This window comes from Stenotrophomonas maltophilia group sp. vghtpe118 (assembly GCF_052605195.1).
On the sequence record NZ_CP199672.1, the window covers coordinates 3,489,013 to 3,511,254 of the forward strand.

Annotated in this window: 20 protein-coding genes; 12 read left to right on the forward strand and 8 right to left on the reverse strand. The window is 67.7% G+C overall.

Features of this window, described 5'->3' with window-relative positions:
- Positions 1 to 713: 713 nt before the first annotated feature.
- The 5 genes from ACUDTM_RS15835 to ACUDTM_RS15855 form a co-directional block, all read right to left on the reverse strand.
- Positions 714 to 1,541 carry a methyltransferase domain-containing protein gene (locus tag ACUDTM_RS15835; protein WP_061478371.1) on the reverse strand — a complete coding sequence of 276 codons (828 nt, stop codon included), beginning with the start codon at positions 1,539 to 1,541 and terminating at the stop codon, positions 714 to 716.
- 63 nt (positions 1,542 to 1,604) lie between these two features.
- Positions 1,605 to 2,600 (reverse strand): tRNA dihydrouridine synthase DusB, encoded by a 996-nt coding sequence (gene dusB, locus ACUDTM_RS15840; RefSeq protein ID WP_353080568.1) that lies wholly within the window; start codon positions 2,598 to 2,600, stop codon positions 1,605 to 1,607.
- A gap of 147 nt (positions 2,601 to 2,747) precedes the next feature.
- Positions 2,748 to 3,179 carry a hypothetical protein gene (locus ACUDTM_RS15845; RefSeq protein WP_065178745.1) on the reverse strand — a complete coding sequence of 144 codons (432 nt, stop codon included), beginning with the start codon at positions 3,177 to 3,179 and terminating at the stop codon, positions 2,748 to 2,750.
- A gap of 149 nt (positions 3,180 to 3,328) precedes the next feature.
- On the reverse strand, positions 3,329 to 4,294 hold the full coding sequence (locus ACUDTM_RS15850; RefSeq protein WP_353080553.1) for a ribokinase: 966 nt from the start codon (positions 4,292 to 4,294) through the stop codon (positions 3,329 to 3,331).
- 25 nt (positions 4,295 to 4,319) lie between these two features.
- Positions 4,320 to 5,618 carry a NupC/NupG family nucleoside CNT transporter gene (locus ACUDTM_RS15855; RefSeq protein WP_072167869.1) on the reverse strand — a complete coding sequence of 433 codons (1,299 nt, stop codon included), beginning with the start codon at positions 5,616 to 5,618 and terminating at the stop codon, positions 4,320 to 4,322.
- 193 nt (positions 5,619 to 5,811) lie between these two features.
- Between ACUDTM_RS15855 and ACUDTM_RS15860 the strand changes: the two genes are divergently transcribed.
- From ACUDTM_RS15860 to ACUDTM_RS15880, 5 genes are all read left to right on the forward strand, one after another.
- Positions 5,812 to 6,783 (forward strand): aldo/keto reductase, encoded by a 972-nt coding sequence (locus ACUDTM_RS15860; protein WP_353761692.1) that lies wholly within the window; start codon positions 5,812 to 5,814, stop codon positions 6,781 to 6,783.
- A gap of 198 nt (positions 6,784 to 6,981) precedes the next feature.
- A complete protein-coding gene (gene hemP / locus ACUDTM_RS15865) occupies positions 6,982 to 7,176 on the forward strand; it encodes a hemin uptake protein HemP (protein ID WP_005412278.1) in 195 nt (64 codons plus the stop codon).
- Positions 7,177 to 7,329: 153 nt separating this feature from the next.
- A complete protein-coding gene (locus ACUDTM_RS15870; protein WP_353080554.1) occupies positions 7,330 to 9,522 on the forward strand; it encodes a TonB-dependent hemoglobin/transferrin/lactoferrin family receptor in 2,193 nt (730 codons plus the stop codon).
- 4 nt (positions 9,523 to 9,526) lie between these two features.
- Positions 9,527 to 10,126: a Hemin transport protein gene (locus ACUDTM_RS15875; protein WP_088497861.1), complete on the forward strand. Its 600-nt coding sequence runs from the start codon at positions 9,527 to 9,529 to the stop codon at positions 10,124 to 10,126.
- 72 nt (positions 10,127 to 10,198) lie between these two features.
- Positions 10,199 to 11,134, forward strand: coding sequence for a DUF6607 family protein (locus ACUDTM_RS15880; protein WP_072167873.1), 936 nt, complete (start codon positions 10,199 to 10,201; stop codon positions 11,132 to 11,134).
- 101 nt (positions 11,135 to 11,235) lie between these two features.
- Here ACUDTM_RS15880 and ACUDTM_RS15885 read toward each other — a convergent pair whose 3' ends face one another.
- Entirely contained in the window at positions 11,236 to 13,749 is a 2,514-nt protein-coding gene (locus tag ACUDTM_RS15885; protein ID WP_111007866.1) for an ABC transporter permease, read from the reverse strand.
- Complete coding sequence (locus tag ACUDTM_RS15890) at positions 13,746 to 14,393, reverse strand: ABC transporter ATP-binding protein (RefSeq protein ID WP_353080555.1); 648 nt, start codon at positions 14,391 to 14,393, stop codon at positions 13,746 to 13,748. The genes ACUDTM_RS15885 and ACUDTM_RS15890 overlap by 4 nt, the downstream gene beginning before the upstream one ends.
- 75 nt (positions 14,394 to 14,468) lie before the next feature.
- On the opposite strand from ACUDTM_RS15890, the gene ACUDTM_RS15895 reads away from it, so the two are divergent.
- From ACUDTM_RS15895 to ACUDTM_RS15905, 3 genes are all read left to right on the forward strand, one after another.
- A complete protein-coding gene (locus ACUDTM_RS15895) occupies positions 14,469 to 15,113 on the forward strand; it encodes an arylesterase (protein WP_061478363.1) in 645 nt (214 codons plus the stop codon).
- Positions 15,114 to 15,200: 87 nt separating this feature from the next.
- Positions 15,201 to 15,914: a response regulator transcription factor gene (locus ACUDTM_RS15900; RefSeq protein WP_002811889.1), complete on the forward strand. Its 714-nt coding sequence runs from the start codon at positions 15,201 to 15,203 to the stop codon at positions 15,912 to 15,914.
- Positions 15,915 to 16,067: 153 nt separating this feature from the next.
- A complete protein-coding gene (locus tag ACUDTM_RS15905; protein WP_005415333.1) occupies positions 16,068 to 17,339 on the forward strand; it encodes a sensor histidine kinase in 1,272 nt (423 codons plus the stop codon).
- Positions 17,340 to 17,570: 231 nt separating this feature from the next.
- Here ACUDTM_RS15905 and ACUDTM_RS15910 read toward each other — a convergent pair whose 3' ends face one another.
- Positions 17,571 to 18,272: an SGNH/GDSL hydrolase family protein gene (locus tag ACUDTM_RS15910; RefSeq protein ID WP_252745287.1), complete on the reverse strand. Its 702-nt coding sequence runs from the start codon at positions 18,270 to 18,272 to the stop codon at positions 17,571 to 17,573.
- Positions 18,273 to 18,484: 212 nt separating this feature from the next.
- Here ACUDTM_RS15910 and ACUDTM_RS15915 point away from each other — a divergent pair, with 212 nt between their 5' ends.
- From ACUDTM_RS15915 to ACUDTM_RS15930, 4 genes are all read left to right on the forward strand, one after another.
- Complete coding sequence (locus tag ACUDTM_RS15915) at positions 18,485 to 18,880, forward strand: diacylglycerol kinase (RefSeq protein WP_072167877.1); 396 nt, start codon at positions 18,485 to 18,487, stop codon at positions 18,878 to 18,880.
- Positions 18,881 to 18,910: 30 nt separating this feature from the next.
- A complete protein-coding gene (locus tag ACUDTM_RS15920; protein ID WP_072167878.1) occupies positions 18,911 to 19,660 on the forward strand; it encodes a TerC family protein in 750 nt (249 codons plus the stop codon).
- A gap of 261 nt (positions 19,661 to 19,921) precedes the next feature.
- Entirely contained in the window at positions 19,922 to 21,082 is a 1,161-nt protein-coding gene (locus ACUDTM_RS15925; RefSeq protein WP_072167879.1) for an MFS transporter, read from the forward strand.
- Between the two features lie 537 nt (positions 21,083 to 21,619).
- A complete protein-coding gene (locus ACUDTM_RS15930) occupies positions 21,620 to 22,240 on the forward strand; it encodes a LemA family protein (RefSeq protein WP_151355479.1) in 621 nt (206 codons plus the stop codon).
- Positions 22,241 to 22,242 lie beyond the last annotated feature (2 nt).

Genomic DNA, 22,242 nt, shown 5'->3' on the forward strand with positions numbered 1-22,242 from the left:
GCGGTGGCAGCCACGCATGGCGTGGCTCCACTGCGTCGATCAGCGCCCGCAGCCGGTGCCGTTGAGTAGATCCACGCCATGCGTGGATGAAGGGACATCGGCGTTGGCAGCCACGCATGGCGTGGCTCTACTGCGTCGATCAGCACCCGCAGCCGGCGCCGTTGAGTAGATCCACGCCATGCGTGGATGAAGGGACATCGGCGGTGGCAGCCACGCATGGCGTGGCTCTACTGCGTCGATCAGCGCCCGCAGCCGGTGCCGTTGAGTAGATCCACGCCATGCGCGGATGAAGGGACATCGGCGGTGGCAGCCACGCATGGCGTGGCTCTACTGCGTCGATCAGCGCCCGCAGCCGGTGCCGTTGAGTAGATCCACGCCATGCGCGGATGAAGGGACATCGGCGGTGGCAGCCACGCATGGCGTGGCTCTACTGCGTCGATCAGCGCCCGCAGCCGGTGCCGTTGAGTAGATCCACGCCCTGCGTGGATGGCGGGACATCGGCGGTGGCAGCCACGCATGGCGTGGCTCTACTGCGTCGATCAGCGCCCGCAGCCGGTGCCGTTGAGTAGATCCACGCCCTGCGTGGATGGCGGGACATCGGCGGTGGCAGCCACGCATGGCGTGGCTCCACTGCGTCGATCAGCGCCCGCAGCCGGCGCCGTTGAGTAGATCCACGCCATGCGTGGATGCGGGAGCATTAGTGCCGCGTCGGCTCAATACACCGTCGCGCGGCCCTGCACGAACGAGTAGAAGAACACCGCATTCGGGTCGTTCTGCACCAGGCGGAACTCGCGGCGCATGCCTTCCACGGTGTCCTCGTCCACCGAGCCGGCCTGCAGCAGCTGGTCGGCCGCCGACAGCAGCAGCTGCTCCCAGAACGCGATCATGGTCTTGCGACGCGCCGGTTCGCGGTTGTCCAGGTGGATGGTCTTGATCTCGGTATGCACGTCGCGGAAGCCGCCCGCTAGCAGCAGGTTGCCCAGCTTGGCGCCGACGAACGGGTCGCCGCCGTGGTCGTACTGGAAGTCGTTGAAGGCCATCCAGTAGCGCCAGATGTGCGGCGAGTACGGGTCGAGCAGGAACGAGGCATTCATCACTTCGGTGATGTAGACCGGCGAACCCGGTGCCAGCACGCGGCGCACTTCGCTCAGCACGCGGGCAGGGGAGGGGACGTGTTCCAGCACCCAGCACAGGAACGCCGCATCGAAGCTGCGGGCCTCGAACGGCAGTTCGCCGGCATCGGCCTGCTGCAGGGTGTAGCGGTCGCTGCACCACGGCGTGCGCGCCAGGTTCTCGCGCGCCGTGGCCAGCTGCGTTTCGCTCAGGTCCACGCCGGTCACGTGCAGCTCGGGGAAGCGGCGCAGCAGGATCTCGGTCTGCGCACCGACGCCGCTGCCGACTTCCAGCAGGCGCCGTGCACCGCTGTAGTCGATCTGGCCGAAGATGCTCGATTCCAGCAGGCGCGCCTGGGTCATCAGGCGCTGCTGTTCGGTGCCGGAAAACCCGTGCAGGTAGGTCGGAGAGGAGATCGGCGGGGTCATGGAGGCGGGCTCTGGGAGTTCAATTCGGTCGAGCAGGCTCGACGTTGTGACGCGGCAGTGCGGTCAGGCCGCCGAAGGCAGCGCCGGTTCCCCGGCAATCAGGCGGTCGAAGTACTCGGTGGTCAGCGCGATCTGGCTCTGCGGGTCTTCGGCACGGTTGACCACCGCACGGAAGGCGGCGTTCTCCGGCCGGTCCCTGGCATACCAGCCCAGGTGCTTGCGCGCGATGCGCACGCCCTGCGGTTCACCGTAGAACGCGTGCAGCGCATGCAGGTGGCCGAGCAGGATGTCGCGCACTTCGGCCAGCGATGGCGGCGGCAGTTCCTGCCCGGTGGCCAGGTAATGCGCCACTTCGCGGAAGATCCACGGCCGGCCCTGCGCCGAGCGGCCGATCATCACCGCATCCACGCCGGTCTGCTGCAGCACGTAGGCGGCCTTCTGCGGCGAATCGATATCGCCATTGGCGATCACCGGAATGCGCAGCGCGGCCTTGATCTCGGCAATGGTGCTGTATTCGGCCTGGCCGGTGTAATGCTGGTCGCGGGTGCGGCCGTGCACGGCCAGCGCGGCGATGCCGCTGTCCTCGGCGATGCGCGCGATCACCGGCCCATTGCGGTGGTCACAGTCCCAACCGGTGCGGATCTTCAGGGTGACCGGCACGTCCACCGCGTTGACCACGGCTTCGAGGATGCGCGCCACCAGCTGCTCGTCGCGCATCAGCGCCGAGCCGGCCCAGGCGTTGCACACCTTCTTGGCCGGGCAGCCCATGTTGATGTCGATGATCTGCGCGCCGTGGTCGACGTTGTAGCGCGCGGCTTCGGCCAGCTGCTGCGGCTCGGTGCCGGCGATCTGTACGCTGATCGGTGCCGGTTCGCCGTCATGGTCCATGCGGTGGATCGACTTGCGCGTGTTCCAGAAGCGCGGGTCGCTGATGGTCATTTCCGAGGCGGCCAGTCCCGCGCCCAGCCGTTTGCACAGCAGGCGGAAGGGCTTGTCGGTGACGCCGGCCATGGGCGCCAGCACGACGTTGGGGGCAATGGTGTACGGGCCGATCTGCATGCGCCCATTGTAGAGCGCGGGCGCGGCCTGGGCGGTGTCGGCGGGCCCCGGGTTCAGGCCGATCGGCACCGACCTCATGCCGTACCGGCATCAGCAGATGCTTGACGGTTGCTTCCGCCGCCCCCAAGGGCGGGCGATGGTAGGTGGCTAACCCAGGCTCTGCCAGGCCTGGCGGGTACCCAGGGCGAAGGCCAGCCCCAGGCCCAGGCAGGCCAGCGAACTGACCACCCAGAAGCGCCGGCCGTTGTACCCCGGCCGGAACAGCGCCAGGCCGAAGCCCATCGCGGCGCGCAGCAGCAGCAAGGCAGCGATGGCGGGCAGGACCAGGCGACTGGCCGGCAGTGGCGAATGCCAGCCCGCGGCGGCCAGTGCGTACAGGGTCCAGGCCACCAGCAAGGCAGTGATGCCGGCGGTCATCAGCGGTGGCCACCAGTGCCCCGCATGCGCGAGCCGGACCACGCGCTGGCCGGCACCGAAGTATCTGTACCACGCGGCGCCGAAGGCGATGCAGCCGATATGCAGCAGCGCCGCAGCGGCACTGCCTGCGGCCGCGACCAGCAACCAGGGGAATCCGTCCATGTCCTGCCCGTGCAAGGAAGCTGCGCGGATCGTGAGCGAGGGGCAGGATGTGGGCAATGCGACAGGCGGTCGCAGGGGCTGGGCAATGGGCAAAAGAAAGGCCCAGGTGCCTGTACACCCGGGCCTTGTCATCCACGCGTGGCGTGGAATTACTTGGCTTCGGCGTCGGCCGGGGTGAAGCGCGGCATTGCCGCTGCAGCGCCTTCCTTCTCGGTCGAGCGACCGGCGAACTGGTTGGCAAAGCGCACGTGGCGGGCGAACGGGGCGTCGGCCACCTGCGCCAGCGACGCGGCCAGCGCACCGTTGAAGGCATCACCGGCACCGGTGGTGTCGATGGCCTGCACCTGCTCGGCGCCGACGCGGTAGTACGGCTGGCTATCGCCGCGCAGGTTCTCGTCGGCATGCGAGACGAACACGCCCACCGAACCCAGGGTCACCACCACGGTACCGTTGCCGACCAGCTTGCGGCACAGCGCATGCAGGCTGGCGCCATCCAGCGCGGCGACATCGTTGGCATCCACGCGCTCACCGACATGGCGGCCGAGCAGCGCGGCGAACTCGGTCTCGTTCGGGGTGATCACATCGGCCAGCTTGAGCAGGCCGATGGTCGAGGGCGCGTCGGCCGGTGCGGTGTTGAGCACGGTGGTGACACCGGCCTCGCGGGCCGTGGCCAGCGCCGCTTCAATGGTCTGCACCGGCGATTCCAGCTGCACCAGCACCACCTTGGCGCTGGTGAGCAATGCCTGCTGCTGTTGCAGGAAGTCGGTGCTCAGCGCGGCGTTGGCGCCCGGGCCGATCACGATGGTGTTGCGGCCACGCGCGTCCACGTAGATGCCCGCAGTGCCGGTCGGCTCGCTGCTGGCTTCGGCAATCAGGCCGAAGCCATCCTGCGCGGCCAGTTCGCGTGCGGTGGCGCCGCCGGCGTCATCGCCCAGCGCGCACACGAAGTGCGTGTCGGCGCCGGCGCGGCAGGCCGCGACCGCCTGGTTGAAGCCCTTGCCACCGGGGCCGGTGCTGTAGCGGCCGGCAATGGTCGCACCCGGTGCCGGCAGCGACTCGCACCGCCACACGTGATCGACATTGAAGGAACCGACGACAACGACACTGCTGCTCATAGGAAATCTTTTCTCAACCAGGGGTTCAACTGAAGTGCGTCAGCACGCCGGCGATGGTCGCCGTCATGAAGGTGGCAATGGTACCGCCCAACACCGCGCGCAGGCCGAACTTGGCCAGATCGTGGCGACGTTCCGGCGCCAGGCCGCCGATGCCGCCGATCTGGATCGCGATCGAGCTGAAGTTGGCAAAGCCGCACAGCGCGTAGGTGGCGATCAGGCGACCTTCGTCGGACAGGCTCACGCCCGCCACCTGGCCGTTCACGATCTGCGACAGCTCGGTGTAGGCCACGAACTCGTTGATCACGACCTTCTGGCCGATCAGCGAACCGACGGTGGTGGCATCAGCCCACGGGGTACCGATCACCCAGGCAATCGGGGCCAGCACGTAACCGAAGATGGTCGACAGGTTGGTCGGCTTGCCGATGGCAGCGGCCAGGCCGGTCACATCGCCGATCCAGGTCAGCGGGGCGTTCAGCAGCGCGATCAGGGCGATGAAGGCCAGCAGCATCGCGCCGATGTTCAGCGCCAGCTTCAGGCCGTCACCGGCACCGGCAGCGGCCGCGTCGATGATGTTGCTGGAGGTCTTCTCGACTTCCATCTTCACCGTGCCGCGGGTCAGCGGGGTGCCCGTTTCCGGAATCAGCAGCTTGGCCACGACCAGGGTGGCCGGTGCGGCCATGATGCTCGCCGCCAGCAGGTGCTTGGCGTAGAAGGCCTGCTGCACCGGGTCGCCGCCGCCGAGCATGCCCACGTAGGCCGCCAGCACGCCGCCGGCGATGTGGGCCATGCCGCCGATCATCATGGTCAGCAGCTCGGACTGGGTCATCCTGGCGATGTACGGGCGCACGGTCAGCGGCGCCTCGGTCTGGCCGATGAAGACGCTGGCGCAGACGCTGGTGGTTTCCGCGCCGGACACGCGCATCACCTTGGTGATCGACCAGGCCATCACGCGCACGATCGCCTGCATGACGTTGAGGTGGTACATGACCCCCATCAGCGCCGAGAAGAAGATGATGGTCGGCAGCACTTGGAAGGCGAAGATGAAGCCGTAGTTCTTGGTGTCCATCAACGAGCCGAAGATGAAGCCCGAACCCTCGTTGACGAAGCTCAGGACCTTGACGAAGCCCTTGCCCAGCGCATCGAACACGTCGCGCCCGCCCGGCACCAGGATCACCAGCGCCGCGAAGGCGATCTGCAGGGTGATACCGGTGGCAACCAGCTTCCAGTCAACCGCACGCTTGTTGTTGGAGAACAACCAGGTGATGCCGATCAGCACCGCCAACCCGAACAGGCCGAAGCCGATCCTGCCCAAACCTTCGACCATGTGAGTGACTCCCCTGGGGCGTCGCGAAAAACGGGAAGCCTAGTGCAGGGCAGGGGCCGGGGCAAGAAAAAGCAGCGTGCGCGCGCCCATCGGTACCGATCAGGCCAGCAACGGCAAGGGCTTGCGGCCGGCGGCGGCAGGTAGAATGGGGCTCGATCCCGGCCCGGATGCGGGCCCGCAGCAGGAGATTCGCATGCAATACCGCCGCCTGGGCTCCACCGGCCTGCCGATTTCCGCCCTGTCCTTCGGCGCCTGGGTGACCTTCGGTGACCAGATCCCACGCGACGAGGCCCGCAACCTGGTGGCTGCCGCCTGGGACCACGGCGTCAACTTCTTCGACAACGCCGAGGGCTATGCCAACGGCCGCGCCGAACAGGTGATGGGCGATGTGATCGCCGACCTGCGCCTGCCGCGCGACGGCATCTGTGTCTCCAGCAAGGTGTTCTTCGGCAGCGCCAGGGACCCACGGCCAACCCAGCGCGGCCTGTCGCGCAAGCATGTGACCGACGCCTGCCATGCCGCGCTCAAGCGCCTGCGGGTGGACTACCTGGACCTTTATTACTGCCATCGCCCGGATCCGGACGCGCCGATCGCCGAGACCGTGCATGCCATGGATACGCTGGTGCGGCAGGGCAAGATCCTCTACTGGGGGACCTCGGAGTGGTCGGCGGTGCAGATCCAGCAGGCGCTGGACATCGCCGAAGCACGCAACCTGCAGGGCCCGTCGATGGAGCAGCCGCAGTACAACCTGCTGCACCGCGAACGCGTCGAGGTCGAGTATGCGCCGCTGTATGCCAGTGCCGGCCTGGGCACCACCATCTTCTCGCCGCTGGCCTCGGGCCTGCTGACCGGCAAGTACGACCAGGGCATTCCGGCCGATGCGCGGCTGGGCCGCGAGGGCATGGAATGGCTGCAGGCGCTGGTGCTGGGTGACGACTCCGAGGCCCGCCTGGCCCAGGTGCGCCGCTTCAGCGAAGCAGCGCGTGAGCTGGGCCACGCCCCGGCCACGCTGGCGATTGCCTGGTGCCTGCGCAATCCGAACGTCTCCAGCGTGATCCTCGGCGCCAGCCGGGTCAGCCAGCTGCTGCAGAACCTGCAGGCGCTGGAGGTGCTGGAGCAGGTCGATGCGGCTGGCTGGGCGCAGGTCGAAGCCGCCTTCGCCTGAACCCCGGGGCCGACCGGGCCTGGGCCTCGGTCGGGCCGGCTCGGGCTCGTGCCTCGGTAGAGTCGCGATTTGATTGACATGATCTATCGAATCCCAGAATTCGATCATTAATCCCATCAATCAAATTGAGAATGGTTGTTGATTGTCAACTGAGAATCATTATCATTTGACTCGTCCCTCGCACGAGTCCAGATGCTCATGAATGCTCAACCTGTACTGCTGCGCCCCGAAACGCTGACCCTCCGCGATCGTCCGGTCCGTGTCGTTCCGCCGGAAGAGGTCATCGACAGCGAAGCCCTGCTCAAGGGCCGTCGTGAAATCCTGATCCAGCACGGCGACCGCTTCTACCGCCTGCGGCACACCAGCAACGACAAGCTGATCCTGACCAAGTAACCGCGGCCTGGTCGCCCGCCTCCCTCCCTCCTGCCGGCAGCGCCGGCAGGGTGGGCGACCCGTCCGCGCCCGCTCTCTCCCCCTCGGTCTACCGCGTGCACCTCCCGGGTGTGCCGGTAACCGGGGGTTCCCCTGCCTGACCGAACGAACCCGATGACCCGCCCTACCGCCCTTTGCCTCGCCGTCTGGATGGCCCTCCCCCTGTCCGCCCATGCTGCCGCCGCGGCCACCGCCGCGCCCGATGCGCGCGACTTCGACCGCGTGCAGGTCACCGCCACCCGCACCGAGCGGGCAGTGAGTGACGTGGCGGCCACCGTCGATGTCATCGACCGCGAGCAGATGGACCGGCACCTGGTGCAGGACATCAAGGATCTGCTGCGCTACGAGCCGGGCCTGTCGGTCAGCCGCAGCGCCGCGCGCTTCGGCCTTGGCAGCATCCGCATCCGTGGCCTGGACGGCAACCGCGTGCGCGTGCAGACCGATGGCATCGCCATGCCCACCAGCTTCAACATCGGCTCGTTCTCCAACGCCAACCGCAACTTCACCGATCTGGACACGCTCAAGCGCGTGGAGATCGTGCGTGGCCCGGCCAGTTCGCTGTACGGTTCCGACGCGCTCGGGGGTGTAGTGGCCTTCGTCACCAAGGATCCGGCCGACTACCTGAAGGATGGCAAGGACAGCTACGTCGGCCTGAAGTTCGGCTACGACGGTGAGTGGAAGGGCCTGCTCGGCGGCGTGACCGGCGCGTTCGGCGGCGAACACTGGAGCGGCATGATCAACATCAACCATCGCCAGGGCCAGGAAACCGGCAACAAGGGCGATGTGCGCAGCCTCGACAACACCCGGACCGCGCCCAACCCGCAGGACCGCGACGGTCGCAGTGGCCTGGCCAAGCTGGTCTATGCACCGAGCGAGGACCAGCGCTTCCGCCTGACCGTGGAAGGCAACGAAGACACCACCGATACCAACGTGCTGTCCTCGATCGACCGTACCACCACCACCGGCATGAAAGCGCGCGACACGCAGAACCGCACCCGCGTGTCGTTCGCCCATGAAATGGATGCGCTGGACAAGGGCTTCGCCGACAGCCTGCATTGGCAGCTGTATACCCAGCACAGCGAGACCAACCAGGTCACCGACGAAGACCGCGCCAACCGCAGCCGCCGCCACCGCGAGTTCAATTTCGACCAGCGCGTTTACGGCTTGCAGGCGCAGTTCAACAAGGCGTTCAGCACCGGCAGTGTCGAACATGCGCTCACCTACGGCTTCGAAGGCGCGCGTACCGAGATCCGCCAGAAGCGCGATGGCTATCAGGTTCTGGCCAATGGCCAGACCAGCACTACCATCCTGCCTGACGCCTTCCCGGTACGCGATTTCCCGATCAGCAAGACCACCGAGCTGGGCCTGTATGCGCAGGATGAAATGCGCATGGCGGGCGGCAAGCTGTCGCTGGTGCCGGGCGTGCGCGTGGATCGCTACGAGCTGAAGCCGGAAGTGGACAGCATCTTCGCCGACGACAATCCCGGCGTTGCGGTGGCCAGGCTGACCAAGACCAGCGTCTCGCCGAAGCTGGGCATGGTCTATCGCTTCACCGACGAATGGTCGCTGTTCGCCGGCTACTCGCATGGTTTCCGTTCGCCGCCGTACAACGACGTCAACCTGGGCTTCACCAACTTCGCCTTCGGTTACACCGCCATCCCCAATCCGGACCTGAAGCCGGAAACCAGCGACGGCCTGGAGCTGGGCCTGCGCTTCCTGTCACCGGCCGCCTACGTCAGTGTCAGCGGCTACTACAACGAGTACAAGGACTTCATCGAGTCGCAGTCGCTGGTCGGTACCAACGCGCAGGGCCTGATGGTGTTCCAGTCGCGCAACATCGCCGATGCGCGCATCTACGGTGCTGAACTGAAGGCTGGCGTTGACTTCGGCCAGATCAACCCGGCGCTCCAGGGTTGGGCGCTGCGCAGCTCGGTGGCCTGGTCGCGCGGTGACAACAAGACCGAGGACACGCCGCTGGATTCGGTCGACCCGCTGCGCAGCACCGTCGGCCTGATGTACGACACCGACGCCTGGGGCGTCGAACTGGCCGGTACCTTCGTCAAGCGCAAGGACCGCGTCACTGCAGCGACGGTGTATCGCCCGGCCGGCTACGGCGTGGCCGACCTGATGGCGCACTGGAACTTCGCCCCGGGCGCGACCTTCAACGTCGGCGTGTTCAACCTGGGCGACAAGCGCTACATCGATTGGTCCAATGTGGGTTCGACGCTGTCGCCGACCAGCCGCGTGCTGGATCGCTACACCAGCCCGGGCCGCACTCTTTCCGCCAGCCTTGCCGTTTCCTGGTGACCCCATGAGCCGAGCCTTGTCCGCACGCAGGAATGACGCCATCGCCGTGCAGGGCAGCGCGGCCTGGCCGACCCCGGCACAGCTGGCCACGCTCGGCACTGTGTTGTGCCTGTACCACGCCGACGGCAACGAGCTGGGGGGCTGGCGCCAGGCGGTGCGCGTGCACGCCTGCCAGAGCGTGGACAGCGAGGGCATACGCGAAAGCCTGTGTTTCCTTGATGCCCGCGGCCGCTGCGTGTGGCGCCTGTACCTGCTGCCCGACAGCGATTTCCTGGCCTGGGACCGGTTGGTCGCGGCGTTGCCGCCGGGCCCGCAGCACGACCGCGATGGCAGTGTGAGCGAACGCCTGTGGCGTCGCCTGGCCGGGCACCTCGGTGGCCAGCGCTGGCGCCTGTGCACGCTGCGCCTGCATGCCGCGGACGAGGGCCGCACCCTGGCGGCCAGCCTGTCGACCCTGTCCTCGCTGGGCGCGGCCACCGCGCGTCGCATCGCGCGATTGGAAGGAGCCGAAGGCGAGCTGGCGATCGACGATTGCTGCTGCGCCGACGCCGCGCGCCGGCCGGCACCGCGTATCCCCGGCGACCTGCCGCTGATCCGCCTGTGATCCTTTCCTGATGGAACGCCCGACGGCCCTGGACGGCCTCTCAACGAACCTGCAACCCCGAAGGAAGACCCGATGAAGTTCCAGACAGCCAGCGTCATGCTGCTGCTCGCTGCCAGCGGCGTGGCCAGCGCGCAGCCCTCCGACATCGCCCGCGACCACGACAGCATCCTGGCCATGCAGGGCGAGTACACCGTCGACTTCGCGTTCGACGAGACCGTGCTGCTCAAGCCCGGCTACGAGCGTGCGCCGGCGATGCGCAGCGGCGGCAGCGAAGTGGTCATCGTGGTCGAGGACACCCCGCAGCGCATCGTGCTGCAGCACCTGTTGCTCGATGAGAAGAGCGGCCACATCACCAAGCACTGGCGCCAGGACTGGGTCTACGAAGCGCCCAGCCGTTTCGAGTTCAGCGCCGATCAGACCTGGCAGGTACGCCGCATTCCCGCAGCGGTGAACCAGGGCGCCTGGACCCAGTGCGTGTATGAAGTGAGCGATGCACCGCGCTACTGTGGCACCGGCAAATGGACGTACACCAACAACGTGCCGAGCTGGACCAGCGACCTGAGCTGGCGCCCGTTGCCGCGTCGTGAGTACACCAAGCGCAGCGACTACAACGCGCTGGCCGTGGTCAACCGCCACACGCTCACGCCCAATGGCTGGACCCACGAGCAGTTCAACACCAAGGTGCAGCGCAACGCCGACGGCAGCCAGGTGGAGATCGCCCGCGAGTTCGGCTTCAACGACTACGTCAAGACAACCGAGGTCGACTTCACCCCTGCCCGCGCCTATTGGAAAGCCACTGCAGGCTACTGGGCCAAGGTGCGCCAGCGCTGGGACGGCTTCCTCGGTCAGGCCCCGGGCGTGCACCTGAAGACCAAGCTCGATGGCATGGCGATGATCATTCCGCTGTTCACCCAAGCCGAAGCGATCCAGTCCGGCAAGCAGGTGAAGGACACGCAGATCGACGAGGTCTTCGCCAAGTACGTGGAAAAGGCGCCCAAGGAAGGCTGATCGCCGCGATGGAGATGGGTGCCGGGCGTACCCGGCACCGCATCCACCGGCTGCCGGTGGGGCCGGGCTTGCTCGGCACGCCATCCGGAGGCGCAACCGCCTCAGGCCTCACGCAACGCCAGTGCCGGCGGCGTATGCAGGATCGCCCGCGTACCCCACCAACCCGCCAACAGGCTCAAGCCGATGCCGACTACGCCGCCGATCAGCAGCCCCGGCCACGGCGGCAGCAATGGAAGCTCGAACACCTTCTGCGAGACCGCCACGCCGATCGCAGCGGCCGCGCCCACTGCCAGCATCGCCGCCAGCGTGCCCAGCGCGCCGAACTCCACCAGTACCGCGCCGCGCAGCTGGCGCCGGGTCGCGCCCAGCGTGCGCAGCACCGCGCTGTCGTAGCGACGCTCGCCGGCGGTGGCCTGCAGCGCGGCCAGCAGCACCAGCACACCAGCCAGCAGGCTGAACACCATCACCAGCTGCACCGCCTGCGCCACCCGCTCCATCACATCGCGCACCTGCGAGATCACCGCATCCACGTCCAGTAGCGACAGGTTCGGCTGCGCGCGTACCAGTTCGCCCAGGCCCGCCGCCTTGCCGGCCGGCAGATGGAAGGCCGACAGCAGGTTGTGCGGGGTGTCGCCCACCGCATTCGGGTTCAGCAACACGAAGAAGTTCGGCCGGAAGGTGTTCCAGTCCGCCTTGCGCACGCTGGTGACGGCGAACTCGCGTTCCTGCTCGCCCACTGCAATGGTGATGCGATCGCCCGGGTACACGCCGTAACGCTTGGCCCAGCCGATTTCCACCGAAGCTTCCGGCGCGGTGCTGTCGGCTTTCCAGAACGTGCCATTGACCAGCGTATTGGCCGGCGGGAAGGTGCTGCGCCAGCTGAAATTCAGTGGCCGGTTCTCGTCATCGTCATCGCGCTGGCCGCCTTGGGCCGGTTGCCCGTCCTGTCCTGGCTCGCGGTCTACGCGCAGCGGCGGCTTGCCGTTGATCGCGATCAGGCGGCCGGTCGCCATCGGTTCGATGCTGGCGTCGCCGGCGCCCAGTCCACGCAATGCGGCCAGCACACTGTCGCGCTGCTCGGGCTGGATGTTGATCAGGAAGTAATTCGGCGTATCCGCAGGCAGTCGCTCGCGCCATTGCTGCAGCAGGCCGGGGCCGGTCACTGCCAGCAGCAGCAACGCGCACAGCGACAGCGACAGCCCGACCAGCTGCATCACCGCGAGCAGGCGGCGCCGGGTCAGCGCGGCCAGGCCCAGCCGCCAGTTGCCATGCAGGCGGTGCTGCAGGCCGCGCAGCAGCTGCAGCAGCACGAAGCCGACCGCACCGGCCGCCAGCGCCAGCGCGGCCAGGCCGCCCAGCACCCACAGCGCCAGCTTCAGGTCGCCGGTGACTTGTACCGCCAGCAGCAGGCTGGCCGCCAGCGCTGCCACATAGGCCAGCAGTGACGCCGGCGGCAGGGCGGCGAAGGAACGGTTGAGCACGCGCATCGGCGGCACCCCACGCAGGCGCAGCAGCGGCGGCAGGCCGAAGCCGAACAGCAGCAGCAGGCCGATGCCGGCGCCGGTCAGCGCAGGCATCGCCTCGGGCAACGGCAGGCGCTGCGGCACCAGGCTGCCCAGTACCTGCACCAGGCCTTCCTGCGCGGCCATGCCCAGGCCGATGCCGAGCGCACAGGCCGGCACCGCCAGCATCAGCAGCTGCAGTGCCAGGCCCAGCAGGATGTCGCGCTGGCGCGCACCCAGGCAGCGCAGGATCGCCACCTGGTCGATGCGGCGCAGGGCGAAGCGGTTGGCCGCCAGCGCCGTGGCCACGCCGGCCAGCAGTACCGCCAGCAGCGCGCTCAGGCCGAGGAAGCGGCCGGCCAGGTCGAAGGCCTGGCGCACGCCGCGCTGGGTGTCATCCACGCTCAGCAGGCGCAGGCCTTTCACCTGCGGCAGCAACCACTGGCGCAGCGCGGCAACCTGATCGGCTGGTCCGGCGAACATCAGCCGGTAGTTGATGCGGCTGCCCGGGCCGAGCAGTCCCGTGCCGTCCACGTCGGCGCGGTTGACCAGCAGGGTGGGGGAGAGCGTCAGCAGGTCGCCACCGGTGTCGGGCTCGGCCTCGATGATGCCGGCGATGCGCAGCGTGCCGGCGCCGAACTCGAGATCATCGCCGGCCTTCAGCCCGAGCCCCTGCAGCAGGCGTGGGTCGGCATAGGCCTGGCCCTTGGGCGGCATGCCGGCGTCTGCGATCAGCGCCCCGCCGGGCGTGGCCCGTACCCGCAGCGTGCCGCGCAGTGGATAGCCCGCCTGAACCGCCTTGATGCTCGCCATCTGGCTGGCCTCGCCATGGAACAGCACGCTGCCGAAGCTGGCGATGCGGGTGTAGGCCAGTCCACGCCGTTGTGCCTCGTCGGCGAATGCCTGCGGCGGGTCATCACGCCCAGCGATGCCGAGATCGCCACCGAGCATTTCCGCCGCGCTGCCGGTCAGCGCCAGGTTGACCCGGTTCACCAGCGTGCCCACCGCGGTCATCACCGCCACGCCCAGCACCAGTGCGGCGAACACCGTCAGCAGGTCGCCGGCCAGCGCCTCGCGGCGCAATGCGCGCCACGCGTGGCGCAGCACGTTCATGCCTGTGCCCCACGCTCGACCGGCAGCAGGCGGCCGTCATCGATGCGGTGGATGTACTGGCAACGCTGCGCCAGGCGCAGGTCGTGGGTGACCAGTACCAGGGTGGTGCCGCTGCCGGCGTTGAGTTCGAACAGCAGGTCGCTGACGTGCTGGCCGGTGGCATGGTCCAGCGATCCCGTCGGTTCGTCGGCGAACAGGATGCGCGGGCGGGTGACGAAGGCTCGCGCCAGTGCCACGCGCTGCTGCTCGCCACCGGACAGCTGGCGCGGGTAGTGGCGGGCACGATGGGAGAGGCCGACCTGGGCCAACACTTCGTCGATCCGCGCGCGATCCTCGCGCCCGGCCAGCTCCAGTGGCAACGCGACGTTCTCGGCGGCGGTCAGCGCCGGCAGCAGATGGAAGCTCTGGAACACGAAGCCGACCTCGCGCGCGCGCAGCTGGGCCCGCGCCTCTTCATCGAGGCCGCCCAGGTCCTGGCCCGACAGCGCAATGCGGCCGCGGCTGGGCAGGTCCAGCCCGGCCAGCAGGCCGAGCAGGGTGGTCTTGCCCGAACCGGAGGCGCCGACGATGGCCGCGCTGGTGCCTTCATGGACGGTCAGGGTGATGTTGTCCAGTATGTGGACTTCACCCTCCGGGCCCTGCACGGATTTGCCGACCTGGTCGACGGCGATGGCGACGGGCGCGCTGCGGGGGGACAGGCTGTCGATGAGGAGACTCCAATGCGCAAGACGGGATGGAGCCGGCGAGCCGGCGCGATGATGGTGCTGCTGCTAGGGTTCCTGCTGTTGCCGGGGCTGGCCTGTGCCAAAGGTCCGGCCGGCACCGTGCTGGTGCTCGGCGACAGCCTCAGTGCCGCCCACAATATCCCTGCCGACGCCGGCTGGGTCAGCTTGCTGCAACAGCGGGTCAGGCAGCAGTCGAAAACCCCGGCGCGCATCGTCAACGCCAGCATGAGCGGGGAAACCACCGCCGGCGCGCTGACCCGCCTGCCGGGCCTGCTGGCCAGGGAGAAGCCGACCGTGGTGGTGATCGCGCTGGGCGGCAATGACGCGCTGCGCGGGCTGACTCCGGCGCAGGTGCAGGGCAACCTGGGAAAAATGGTGCAGGCCAGCCAGAAGGCCGGCGCCAAGGTGCTGCTGCTGGGCATCGACGTGCCCCCCAACTACGGACCGGCCTACCGCCAGCGCCTGGCCGCGGCCTACAAGGCGCTGGCCACGCAGTACAAGGTGCCGCTGCTGCCGTTCCTGCTGGAGGGCGTCGCCCTGCAGCCGGGCATGATGCAGGCCGACGGCCTGCACCCCACGGCGCAGGCGCAGCCGAAGGTGCTGGACAACGTCTGGCCGCTGCTCAGGCCGCTGCTCTGAACCGTTTGTGTACCTCTTGACGGAACTTCACATCGCGTCCACCGTCGATCCGGCATGTTTCACAAAGCTGAAGTTAGAGGGAATCACATGCGTCAGACGAAGGAGACCTCCGGCTTGGTGCTGGTGGTCGAAGACAACCGCAACATCTCCGAGATGATCGGGGAATACCTGGAAGGTCGCGGCTTCGAAGTCGACTATGCACAGGACGGCCTGGATGGCTACCGCCTCGCGGCGGAGAACAGCTATGACGTCGTGGTGCTCGATCTCATGTTGCCGCGCCTGGACGGCATCGAAGTGTGCCGTCGCCTGCGCAACGATGCGCGCAAGTCCACCCCGGTGCTGATGCTCACGGCACGCGACACGCTGGACGACAAGCTCACCGGCCTCGGCTTCGGCGCCGATGACTACCTGACCAAGCCGTTCGCGATCCAGGAGCTGGAAGCCCGCCTGCGCGCGCTGATCCGTCGCGAACGCCGCCAGGTCGGTTCGGAGGTGCTGAAGGTCGCCGACCTGGTCCTCGATCCGGTCAGCATGCGGGCTACCCGTGCCGGCACCGAGCTGCAGCTGTCGCCGATCGGCCTGCGCCTGCTGACCATCCTGATGCGCGAATCGCCGCGCGTGGTCACCCGCCAGGAGATCGAACGCGAGATCTGGGGCAATGGCCTGCCGGATTCGGACACCCTGCGCAGCCATCTGTACAACCTGCGCAAGATCATCGACAAGCCGTTCGACCGTCCGCTGCTGCACACCGTGCAGAGCGCCGGCTACCGCATTGCCGATATTGCCCAGCCGATGGCCTGATCGGGGCCCGGCCTGTGCAGCATCAGGCCCGGCCGGGCAACGACCCCGCACCGGGCACGGATGACCGGCCGGCGTTGCCGCCGGTCAGCGTCCGTGCACGACTACGGCGCAGTGCGCTGCCTATAATCGCAGCGCTCTGACCGGGACCCCGCAATGCCGCACGGCCTGCCGCGCAAGATCCGTATCGCCTTCATCCTGCAGGCAGTCCTGGCCAGCCTGGGCATCCTGCTCGGTGCCTGGCTGGTCTCGCTGGTGATCAAGCACAGCCTGGTCGGCGCCGCCCTGCGCGAGGAAGCGGCCTATTACTGGACGCTGCACGAGGCGTCGCCGGTGCAGCCGCCGCCCAACACCCACAACATCCGCGGCTACCTGCTGGAAAGCGGGCAGTCGGCACTGTCATTGCCGGCCAACCTGCGCACCCTGGAGCCTGGCTTCCACGAGCTGCCCCAGGACGACCAGCTGGTGCTGGTCGACGTGCGCCCTGCCGGTCGCCTGTACCTGGTGTTCCTGCGCTCGCGCGCGGAGATGCTGGCGTTCTGGTTCGGCATCGTGCCGGTGCTGCTGACCCTGTTGGCGGTGTATGGCGCCAGCTGGGTCACCTACCGTGCCTCCAAACGACTGGTGTCGCCGGTGAACTGGCTGGCGCGGCGCGTCTCGCGCTGGGACCCGGGCCACCCCGAAGCGGCCGATCTGGAGCCGAACAAGCTGCCGGCGGACATGCAGGGCGAGACCCGCCAGCTGGCGGCCGCACTGCATTCACTGGCCAACCGGGTCAGCGCGCACGTGGCGCGCGAGCGCAACTTCACCCGTGATGCCAGCCATGAGCTGCGCACGCCGTTGACCGTCATCCGCGTGGCCAGCGACATGGCCCTGGGCGATGAAACCCTGCAGCCGCGCCTGCGCCGCAGCCTGCAGCGCATCCAGCGTGCAGGCCGTGACATGGAAGCGGTGATCGACGCGTTCCTGATCCTGGCCCGCGAGGCCGATGTCGAACCGCAGATCGAGCTGTTCGACGTCAACGACATCGTTCGCTACGAGGTGGACAACGCCAACGAGCTGCTGGGCAACCGGCCCGTATCGGTGCACCTGCACGGCGAAGGCCCGGTACAGCTGCACGCACCGCCGCGGGTGCTGCAGGTGGTGGTCAGCAACCTGGTGCGCAATGCCTGCAGCTACACCGACGAAGGGCGTATCGACGTGCACGTGCTCAATGACCGGGTGGTGGTGCGCGATACCGGCATCGGCATGTCCGCCGAGGCGCTGTCGCGCGCGTTTGAACCGTTCTACCGCGCCGAGCCGAGCCGCCCGCAGGGCACCGGCCTGGGCCTGTCGATCGTGCGCCGGCTGTGCGACCGCTTCGGCTGGAAGGTCAGCTTGGCCAGCGAGCCGGGCAAGGGCACCGAGGCCACGGTGATCTTCCGGTAGAGGGATTTTGCCGGGCTGCGCCCGGCACCCGCCGAGGCAACATCAACATCAAAAGCGGGCATTCCGTGGAATGGCGGGGCGGTATGGGTTTGCAGGACACGCCGTAAACCCGTCCATGGGGGCTCGATGGCGCCATCCATGGCGCCAACGGTCCTGCAAACCCACACCGCCCCGCCTTCGACAGTTTCCCGCGATCCGCAGTAGATCCACGCCATGCGTGGATGGGGTTGCTCAGTTGCAGTTGACCTTCGGCGCCAGCGCCCTGGTCCAGATCGCATAGCCGGCCGGGGTCATGTGCAGCATGTCCTCGCGGAACAGCGTCGCGTCCGGCTGACCATCGGCGCCGAGCATCGGCGTGTAGATGTCGGTGAAGCCGGTATTGGGCAGCTTGGCCAGCGCGGCCTTGATCAGCGTGTTGGCCTCGTTGATCGCCGGCAGCAGGTGCGCGCGCGACGGGCTCGGCTTGATCGACAGGTACTCCACCCTGGTCTTCGGCAGGTCGCGATGCACGCGCTGCACGAAGGCAACCACGTCGTCGCGCACCTGCACTGGGCTGCGGCCACTGTTGAGGTCGTTGTCGCCCGCATAGAAGAACACCTTGCAGGGCGCGTAGGGCACCACGATGCGGTCGGCGTACCAGGTGCTGTCGCGCACTTCAGAGCCGCCGAAGCCGCGGTTGAACACTGGCTGGCCAGGGAAGTCGGTGGCCAGGCTCTCCCAGAAGCGGATCGAGGAGCTGCCGATGAACTCGATGCCACCGCGCGGCGGCGGGTTGGACTGGTCGGCGCCGGCGAAGCGGGCCATGTCGCCGGCCCAGGCCACGTTGGAGACCTGTTCGGGCACCCGCGGCGACTTGGCCGGGCTCAGCGCCTGGGCCAGCGGTGCGGCAGTCAGCAGGCCCAGCATCAGCAGGCAGGTACGGCGACGGGACATCAGGCGCTCCAGCAGGCAAGGGGGCATCCATCATAGGAGCATGCCCGGGCCGTTGCTTGCCCCTGGCAGGCCGTTCAGCGGGCCGGCGCGGGCTGCGGTTGGCGGCCTTGTGGCAAAATGGCCGCCATCTGCCTATTCCTGTGCACCCATGATTCCCTGCCGTGCGTCTGAGCGGTCGCTGCGCCGCGTCCCCGTTGCTGGATATTCCACCCGTGGCTGATCAGTTCGGCCACCTGCCGCGCGGCCCGCGCCGTATCTTCCAGGCCGCCCGCTGGTCCTGGCAGGGCCTGCGCGCTGCCTGGCTGTACGAGTCCTCGTTCCGGCTTGAGGTCTACCTGCTGATCCTGCTGACGCCGATCGCGATCTGGCTGGGCCAGACGCCGGTCGAACGCGCGCTGCTGATCGGCTCGATGCTGCTGGTGCTGGCGATGGAGCTGGCCAACTCGGCCATCGAAGCGGTGATCGAACGTTACGGCAGCGAGATCCATGAGCTGGCCGGCCGCGCCAAGGACATGGGCTCGGCGGCGGTGTTCGTGCTGATGATGAACGTGTTGCTGTGCTGGGCGCTGGTCGTGGTCCCGCATGCAATGGCCGGCAAATACGGCTGATCCCTCATTCCCCCTTGTTGAAGACTTCCCATGTCCCTTGAGTTTCTTGCCGATCCGAATGTCTGGTTGACCCTGTTCACGCTGAGCGCGCTGGAAATCGTGCTCGGCATCGACAACCTGGTGTTCATCTCCATCGCCGTCAGCAAGCTGCCAGAGCACCGCCGCCCGTTCGCGCGTCGGCTCGGCATCGCGGTGGCCTGTATCACCCGTATCGGCCTGCTGGTATCGCTGGCGTACCTGGCGCACATGCAGGCGAACCTGTTCACCGTGGCCGGCATGGGCATTTCCATCCGCGATCTGGTGCTGATCGTTGGTGGCCTGTTCCTGATCATCAAGGGTTGGATGGAGATCAAGGAAATGATCACCGGTGGCGAGGATGAAGATCCGAGCACGACCAAGACCTCGGCCGTGTTCGGCTACGTGATCGCGCAGATCGCGGTCATCGACATCGTGTTCTCGCTGGACTCGGTGATCACCGCGGTCGGCATCGCTGACCACGTGCCGGTGATGGTCGCCGCGATCCTGCTGTCGGTGGCGGTGATGCTGCTGGCCGCCAACCCGCTGGGCCGCTTCATCGACGCCAACCCGACCGTGAAGATGCTGGCGCTGGCCTTCATCCTGCTGATCGGTGCGGTGCTGATCCTGGATGGCCTGGACGTGCACATTCCCAAGCCCTACATCTACGCCGCGATGGGCTTCTCGGTGCTGGTGGAGTGGCTGAACCTGCTGATGCGCCGCCGCGCCCGCGAGCACCACGTGCCGGGTGCCGGCGACTGGTAAGCGCATGACCCCGAACCCCCGGCCAACGCCGGGGGTTCTTCGTTCTGCCTTGTAGAGCCGAGCCCGTGCTCGGCTGACCGGCAGGAAGCAGCCGAGCATGGGCTCGGCTCAACACCGGAACCGCGGTTTTTGCACTTGTGGCTGCGTTCCGGCCTCCACTTGTGAACGAGGATCAACAGTGTTTTCCCGGGGCGAGGCTTAATCCGGCGCAGCAAAGCGCGCAGGCTACGCACTCCCGATTCCCGCCCCCAGGACCCCCCCATGAATTCCAGAGCCGCCTTGCTGGCGCTTGCCGTTGGCGCCTTCGCCATCGGAACCACCGAGTTTGCCCCGATGGGCCTTTTGCCGGTCATCGCCGACGGCGTCGGCGTTGGCATCCCCACTGCGGGCATGCTGATCACCGCCTATGCCGTCGGCGTGATGCTGGGCGCGCCGGTGATGACCCTGCTGATGGGGCGTTTCGGCAAGCGCACCGCGCTGATGCTGCTGATGTCGATCTTCGTGGTCGGCAACCTGCTGTCCGCGCTGGCGCCGAACTACGGGCTGCTGCTGCTGTCGCGCCTGGTCACCAGCCTCAACCACGGTGCCTTCTTCGGCATCGGTGCGGTGGTCGCCGCCAGCCTGGTGCCGAAGGAAAAGCAGGCTGCTGCCGTGGCCACCATGTTCATGGGCCTGACCATTGCCAACATCGGTGGCGTGCCGCTGGCGACCTGGGTCGGCCAGCAGCTGGGCTGGCGCCTGTCCTTCGCCGGTACTGCGGCGTTGGGCCTGATCGCGATCACTGCGTTGGGTTTTGCGCTGCCGGCGTCCGCGCCGGGACCGCGCCCGGACGTGCGCCGCGAACTGAAGGCGATCCTGCAGCCGCAGGTGCTGCTGGCCATGGCCACCACCGTGCTTGGTGCGGGTGCGATGTTCACGCTGTACACCTACGTCGCACCGGTGCTGACCGAGTTGACCGGCGCCTCCAATGCCTTCATCGCGGTGTCGCTGGCCCTGATCGGCATCGGCTTCACCCTCGGCAACGGCATCGGTGGACGCATGGCTGACTGGTCGCTCGATGGCGCCACCCGTATCCTGCTGGCTGCCCTGGCGGTGCTGATGTTCGTGCTGCCGCTGGCCTTCATGAGCCACGCCACCGCGGCGCTGGGTGTACTGCTGTTCGGTGCGGCGACCTTCGCCCTCGTGCCGCCGCTGCAGATCCGGGTGATGCAGGTGGCCAGCGAGGCGCCGGGCCTGGCGTCGTCGATCAACGTGGGTGCATTCAACCTGGGCAATGCGGTGGGTGCGGCGCTGGGTGGTGCGGTGATCAGCTTGGGCCTGGGCTACGCCGCCATTCCGGTGGCCGGTGGCCTGCTGGCCGCGTCGGGCCTGCTGCTGGCATGGCTGGGGCGTAGCCGCACTGCGGTGGCTGAGGCCTGCTGAGGGCGGAGGGTTTCCGGCAGGGCTTGCAGCCCTGCACCCGCCGAATCAACGTCAACGTCAACGGCAAAAGCCTGCATTCCGTGGGTTGGCGGGGTGGGTCCGGTTGAGGGGGACGCTGCAAGTATGTCCATGTAAGCTCGGTCGCCGCATCCATGCGGCTCACGCCCCCTCAACCGGACCCACCCCGCCTTCGACAGATTCCCGCGATCTGTCGTAACGGCGTTCCGCTCTGGTAGGTGTCGACCTTGGTCGACCCGAATGCCTGAAGAACCGGCTTTTGCTTTTGATTTTTCTTTTGATCTTCCCGCGGTGCGCAGGAAATTGTCCGTGGCCGGGAGGGTGGGTCGGCTGGGGGCGTGAGCCGCATGGATGCGGCGACAGCTTACATGGACGTACTTGCAGCGGCCCCCAGCCGATCCACCCACCCGGCCCACCCCGAGCTGGCTGGACCACACCGCGGAGGGGGCGGCGCCCGATGGCCGGTCTTTCACCCAAACCATGGCATGCTCGGCGCCAAGCCCACCCGGAACCTCCGCCATGCGCCTGTTCACCCGTGTCCTGCCCCTGATGCTGCTGGCCTCCCTGTTGTCCGGCTGCGGCTACAACGCCATCCAGCAGAAGGACGAGGCGGTCAAGGCCAGCTGGTCCGAAGTGCTCAACCAGTACAAGCGCCGCGCCGACCTGGTGCCCAACCTGGTGCAGACCGTCAAAGGTTTCGCCAGCCAGGAAGAGCGCGTGCTGACCGAAGTCACCAACGCCCGCTCGCGTGTCGGCCAGATCAACGTCAACGCCGATGACGAAGCCTCGCTCAAGCAGTTCCAGCAGGCCCAGGGTGAACTCGGCAGCGCGCTGTCGCGGCTGCTGGTGGTGACCGAGAACTATCCGGTGCTGAAGTCCGACCAGAACTTCCGCGACCTGCAGGCCCAGCTGGAAGGCACCGAGAACCGCATCACCGTTGCCCGCGGCCGCTACATCCAGCAGGTGCAGGACTACAATACCTACATCCGCTCGTTCCCGCAGGTGATCACCGCCAAGATCTTCGGCTACAAGACCAAGCCGAACTTCACGGTGGACAACGAAGCGCAGATCTCCAACGCGCCGGCGGTCGATTTCGGCAACGCGCCGCAGCAGCAGCCGGCAACGCAGCCGGGCCACTGACC

Bases quoted from the DNA above. Each gene is read 5' to 3' on its own strand.
- ACUDTM_RS15835 (WP_061478371.1), bottom strand. From the start codon at position 1,541: ATGACCCCGCCGATCTCCTCTCCGACCTACCTGCACGGGTTTTCCGGC.
- dusB (WP_353080568.1), bottom strand. From the start codon at position 2,600: ATGCAGATCGGCCCGTACACCATTGCCCCCAACGTCGTGCTGGCGCCC.
- ACUDTM_RS15845 (WP_065178745.1), bottom strand. From the start codon at position 3,179: ATGGACGGATTCCCCTGGTTGCTGGTCGCGGCCGCAGGCAGTGCCGCT.
- ACUDTM_RS15850 (WP_353080553.1), bottom strand. From the start codon at position 4,294: ATGAGCAGCAGTGTCGTTGTCGTCGGTTCCTTCAATGTCGATCACGTG.
- ACUDTM_RS15855 (WP_072167869.1), bottom strand. From the start codon at position 5,618: ATGGTCGAAGGTTTGGGCAGGATCGGCTTCGGCCTGTTCGGGTTGGCG.
- ACUDTM_RS15860 (WP_353761692.1), top strand. From the start codon at position 5,812: ATGCAATACCGCCGCCTGGGCTCCACCGGCCTGCCGATTTCCGCCCTG.
- hemP (WP_005412278.1), top strand. From the start codon at position 6,982: ATGAATGCTCAACCTGTACTGCTGCGCCCCGAAACGCTGACCCTCCGC.
- ACUDTM_RS15870 (WP_353080554.1), top strand. From the start codon at position 7,330: ATGACCCGCCCTACCGCCCTTTGCCTCGCCGTCTGGATGGCCCTCCCC.
- ACUDTM_RS15875 (WP_088497861.1), top strand. From the start codon at position 9,527: ATGAGCCGAGCCTTGTCCGCACGCAGGAATGACGCCATCGCCGTGCAG.
- ACUDTM_RS15880 (WP_072167873.1), top strand. From the start codon at position 10,199: ATGAAGTTCCAGACAGCCAGCGTCATGCTGCTGCTCGCTGCCAGCGGC.
- ACUDTM_RS15885 (WP_111007866.1), bottom strand. From the start codon at position 13,749: ATGAACGTGCTGCGCCACGCGTGGCGCGCATTGCGCCGCGAGGCGCTG.
- ACUDTM_RS15895 (WP_061478363.1), top strand. From the start codon at position 14,469: ATGCGCAAGACGGGATGGAGCCGGCGAGCCGGCGCGATGATGGTGCTG.
- ACUDTM_RS15900 (WP_002811889.1), top strand. From the start codon at position 15,201: ATGCGTCAGACGAAGGAGACCTCCGGCTTGGTGCTGGTGGTCGAAGAC.
- ACUDTM_RS15905 (WP_005415333.1), top strand. From the start codon at position 16,068: ATGCCGCACGGCCTGCCGCGCAAGATCCGTATCGCCTTCATCCTGCAG.
- ACUDTM_RS15910 (WP_252745287.1), bottom strand. From the start codon at position 18,272: ATGTCCCGTCGCCGTACCTGCCTGCTGATGCTGGGCCTGCTGACTGCC.
- ACUDTM_RS15920 (WP_072167878.1), top strand. From the start codon at position 18,911: ATGTCCCTTGAGTTTCTTGCCGATCCGAATGTCTGGTTGACCCTGTTC.
- ACUDTM_RS15925 (WP_072167879.1), top strand. From the start codon at position 19,922: ATGAATTCCAGAGCCGCCTTGCTGGCGCTTGCCGTTGGCGCCTTCGCC.
- ACUDTM_RS15930 (WP_151355479.1), top strand. From the start codon at position 21,620: ATGCGCCTGTTCACCCGTGTCCTGCCCCTGATGCTGCTGGCCTCCCTG.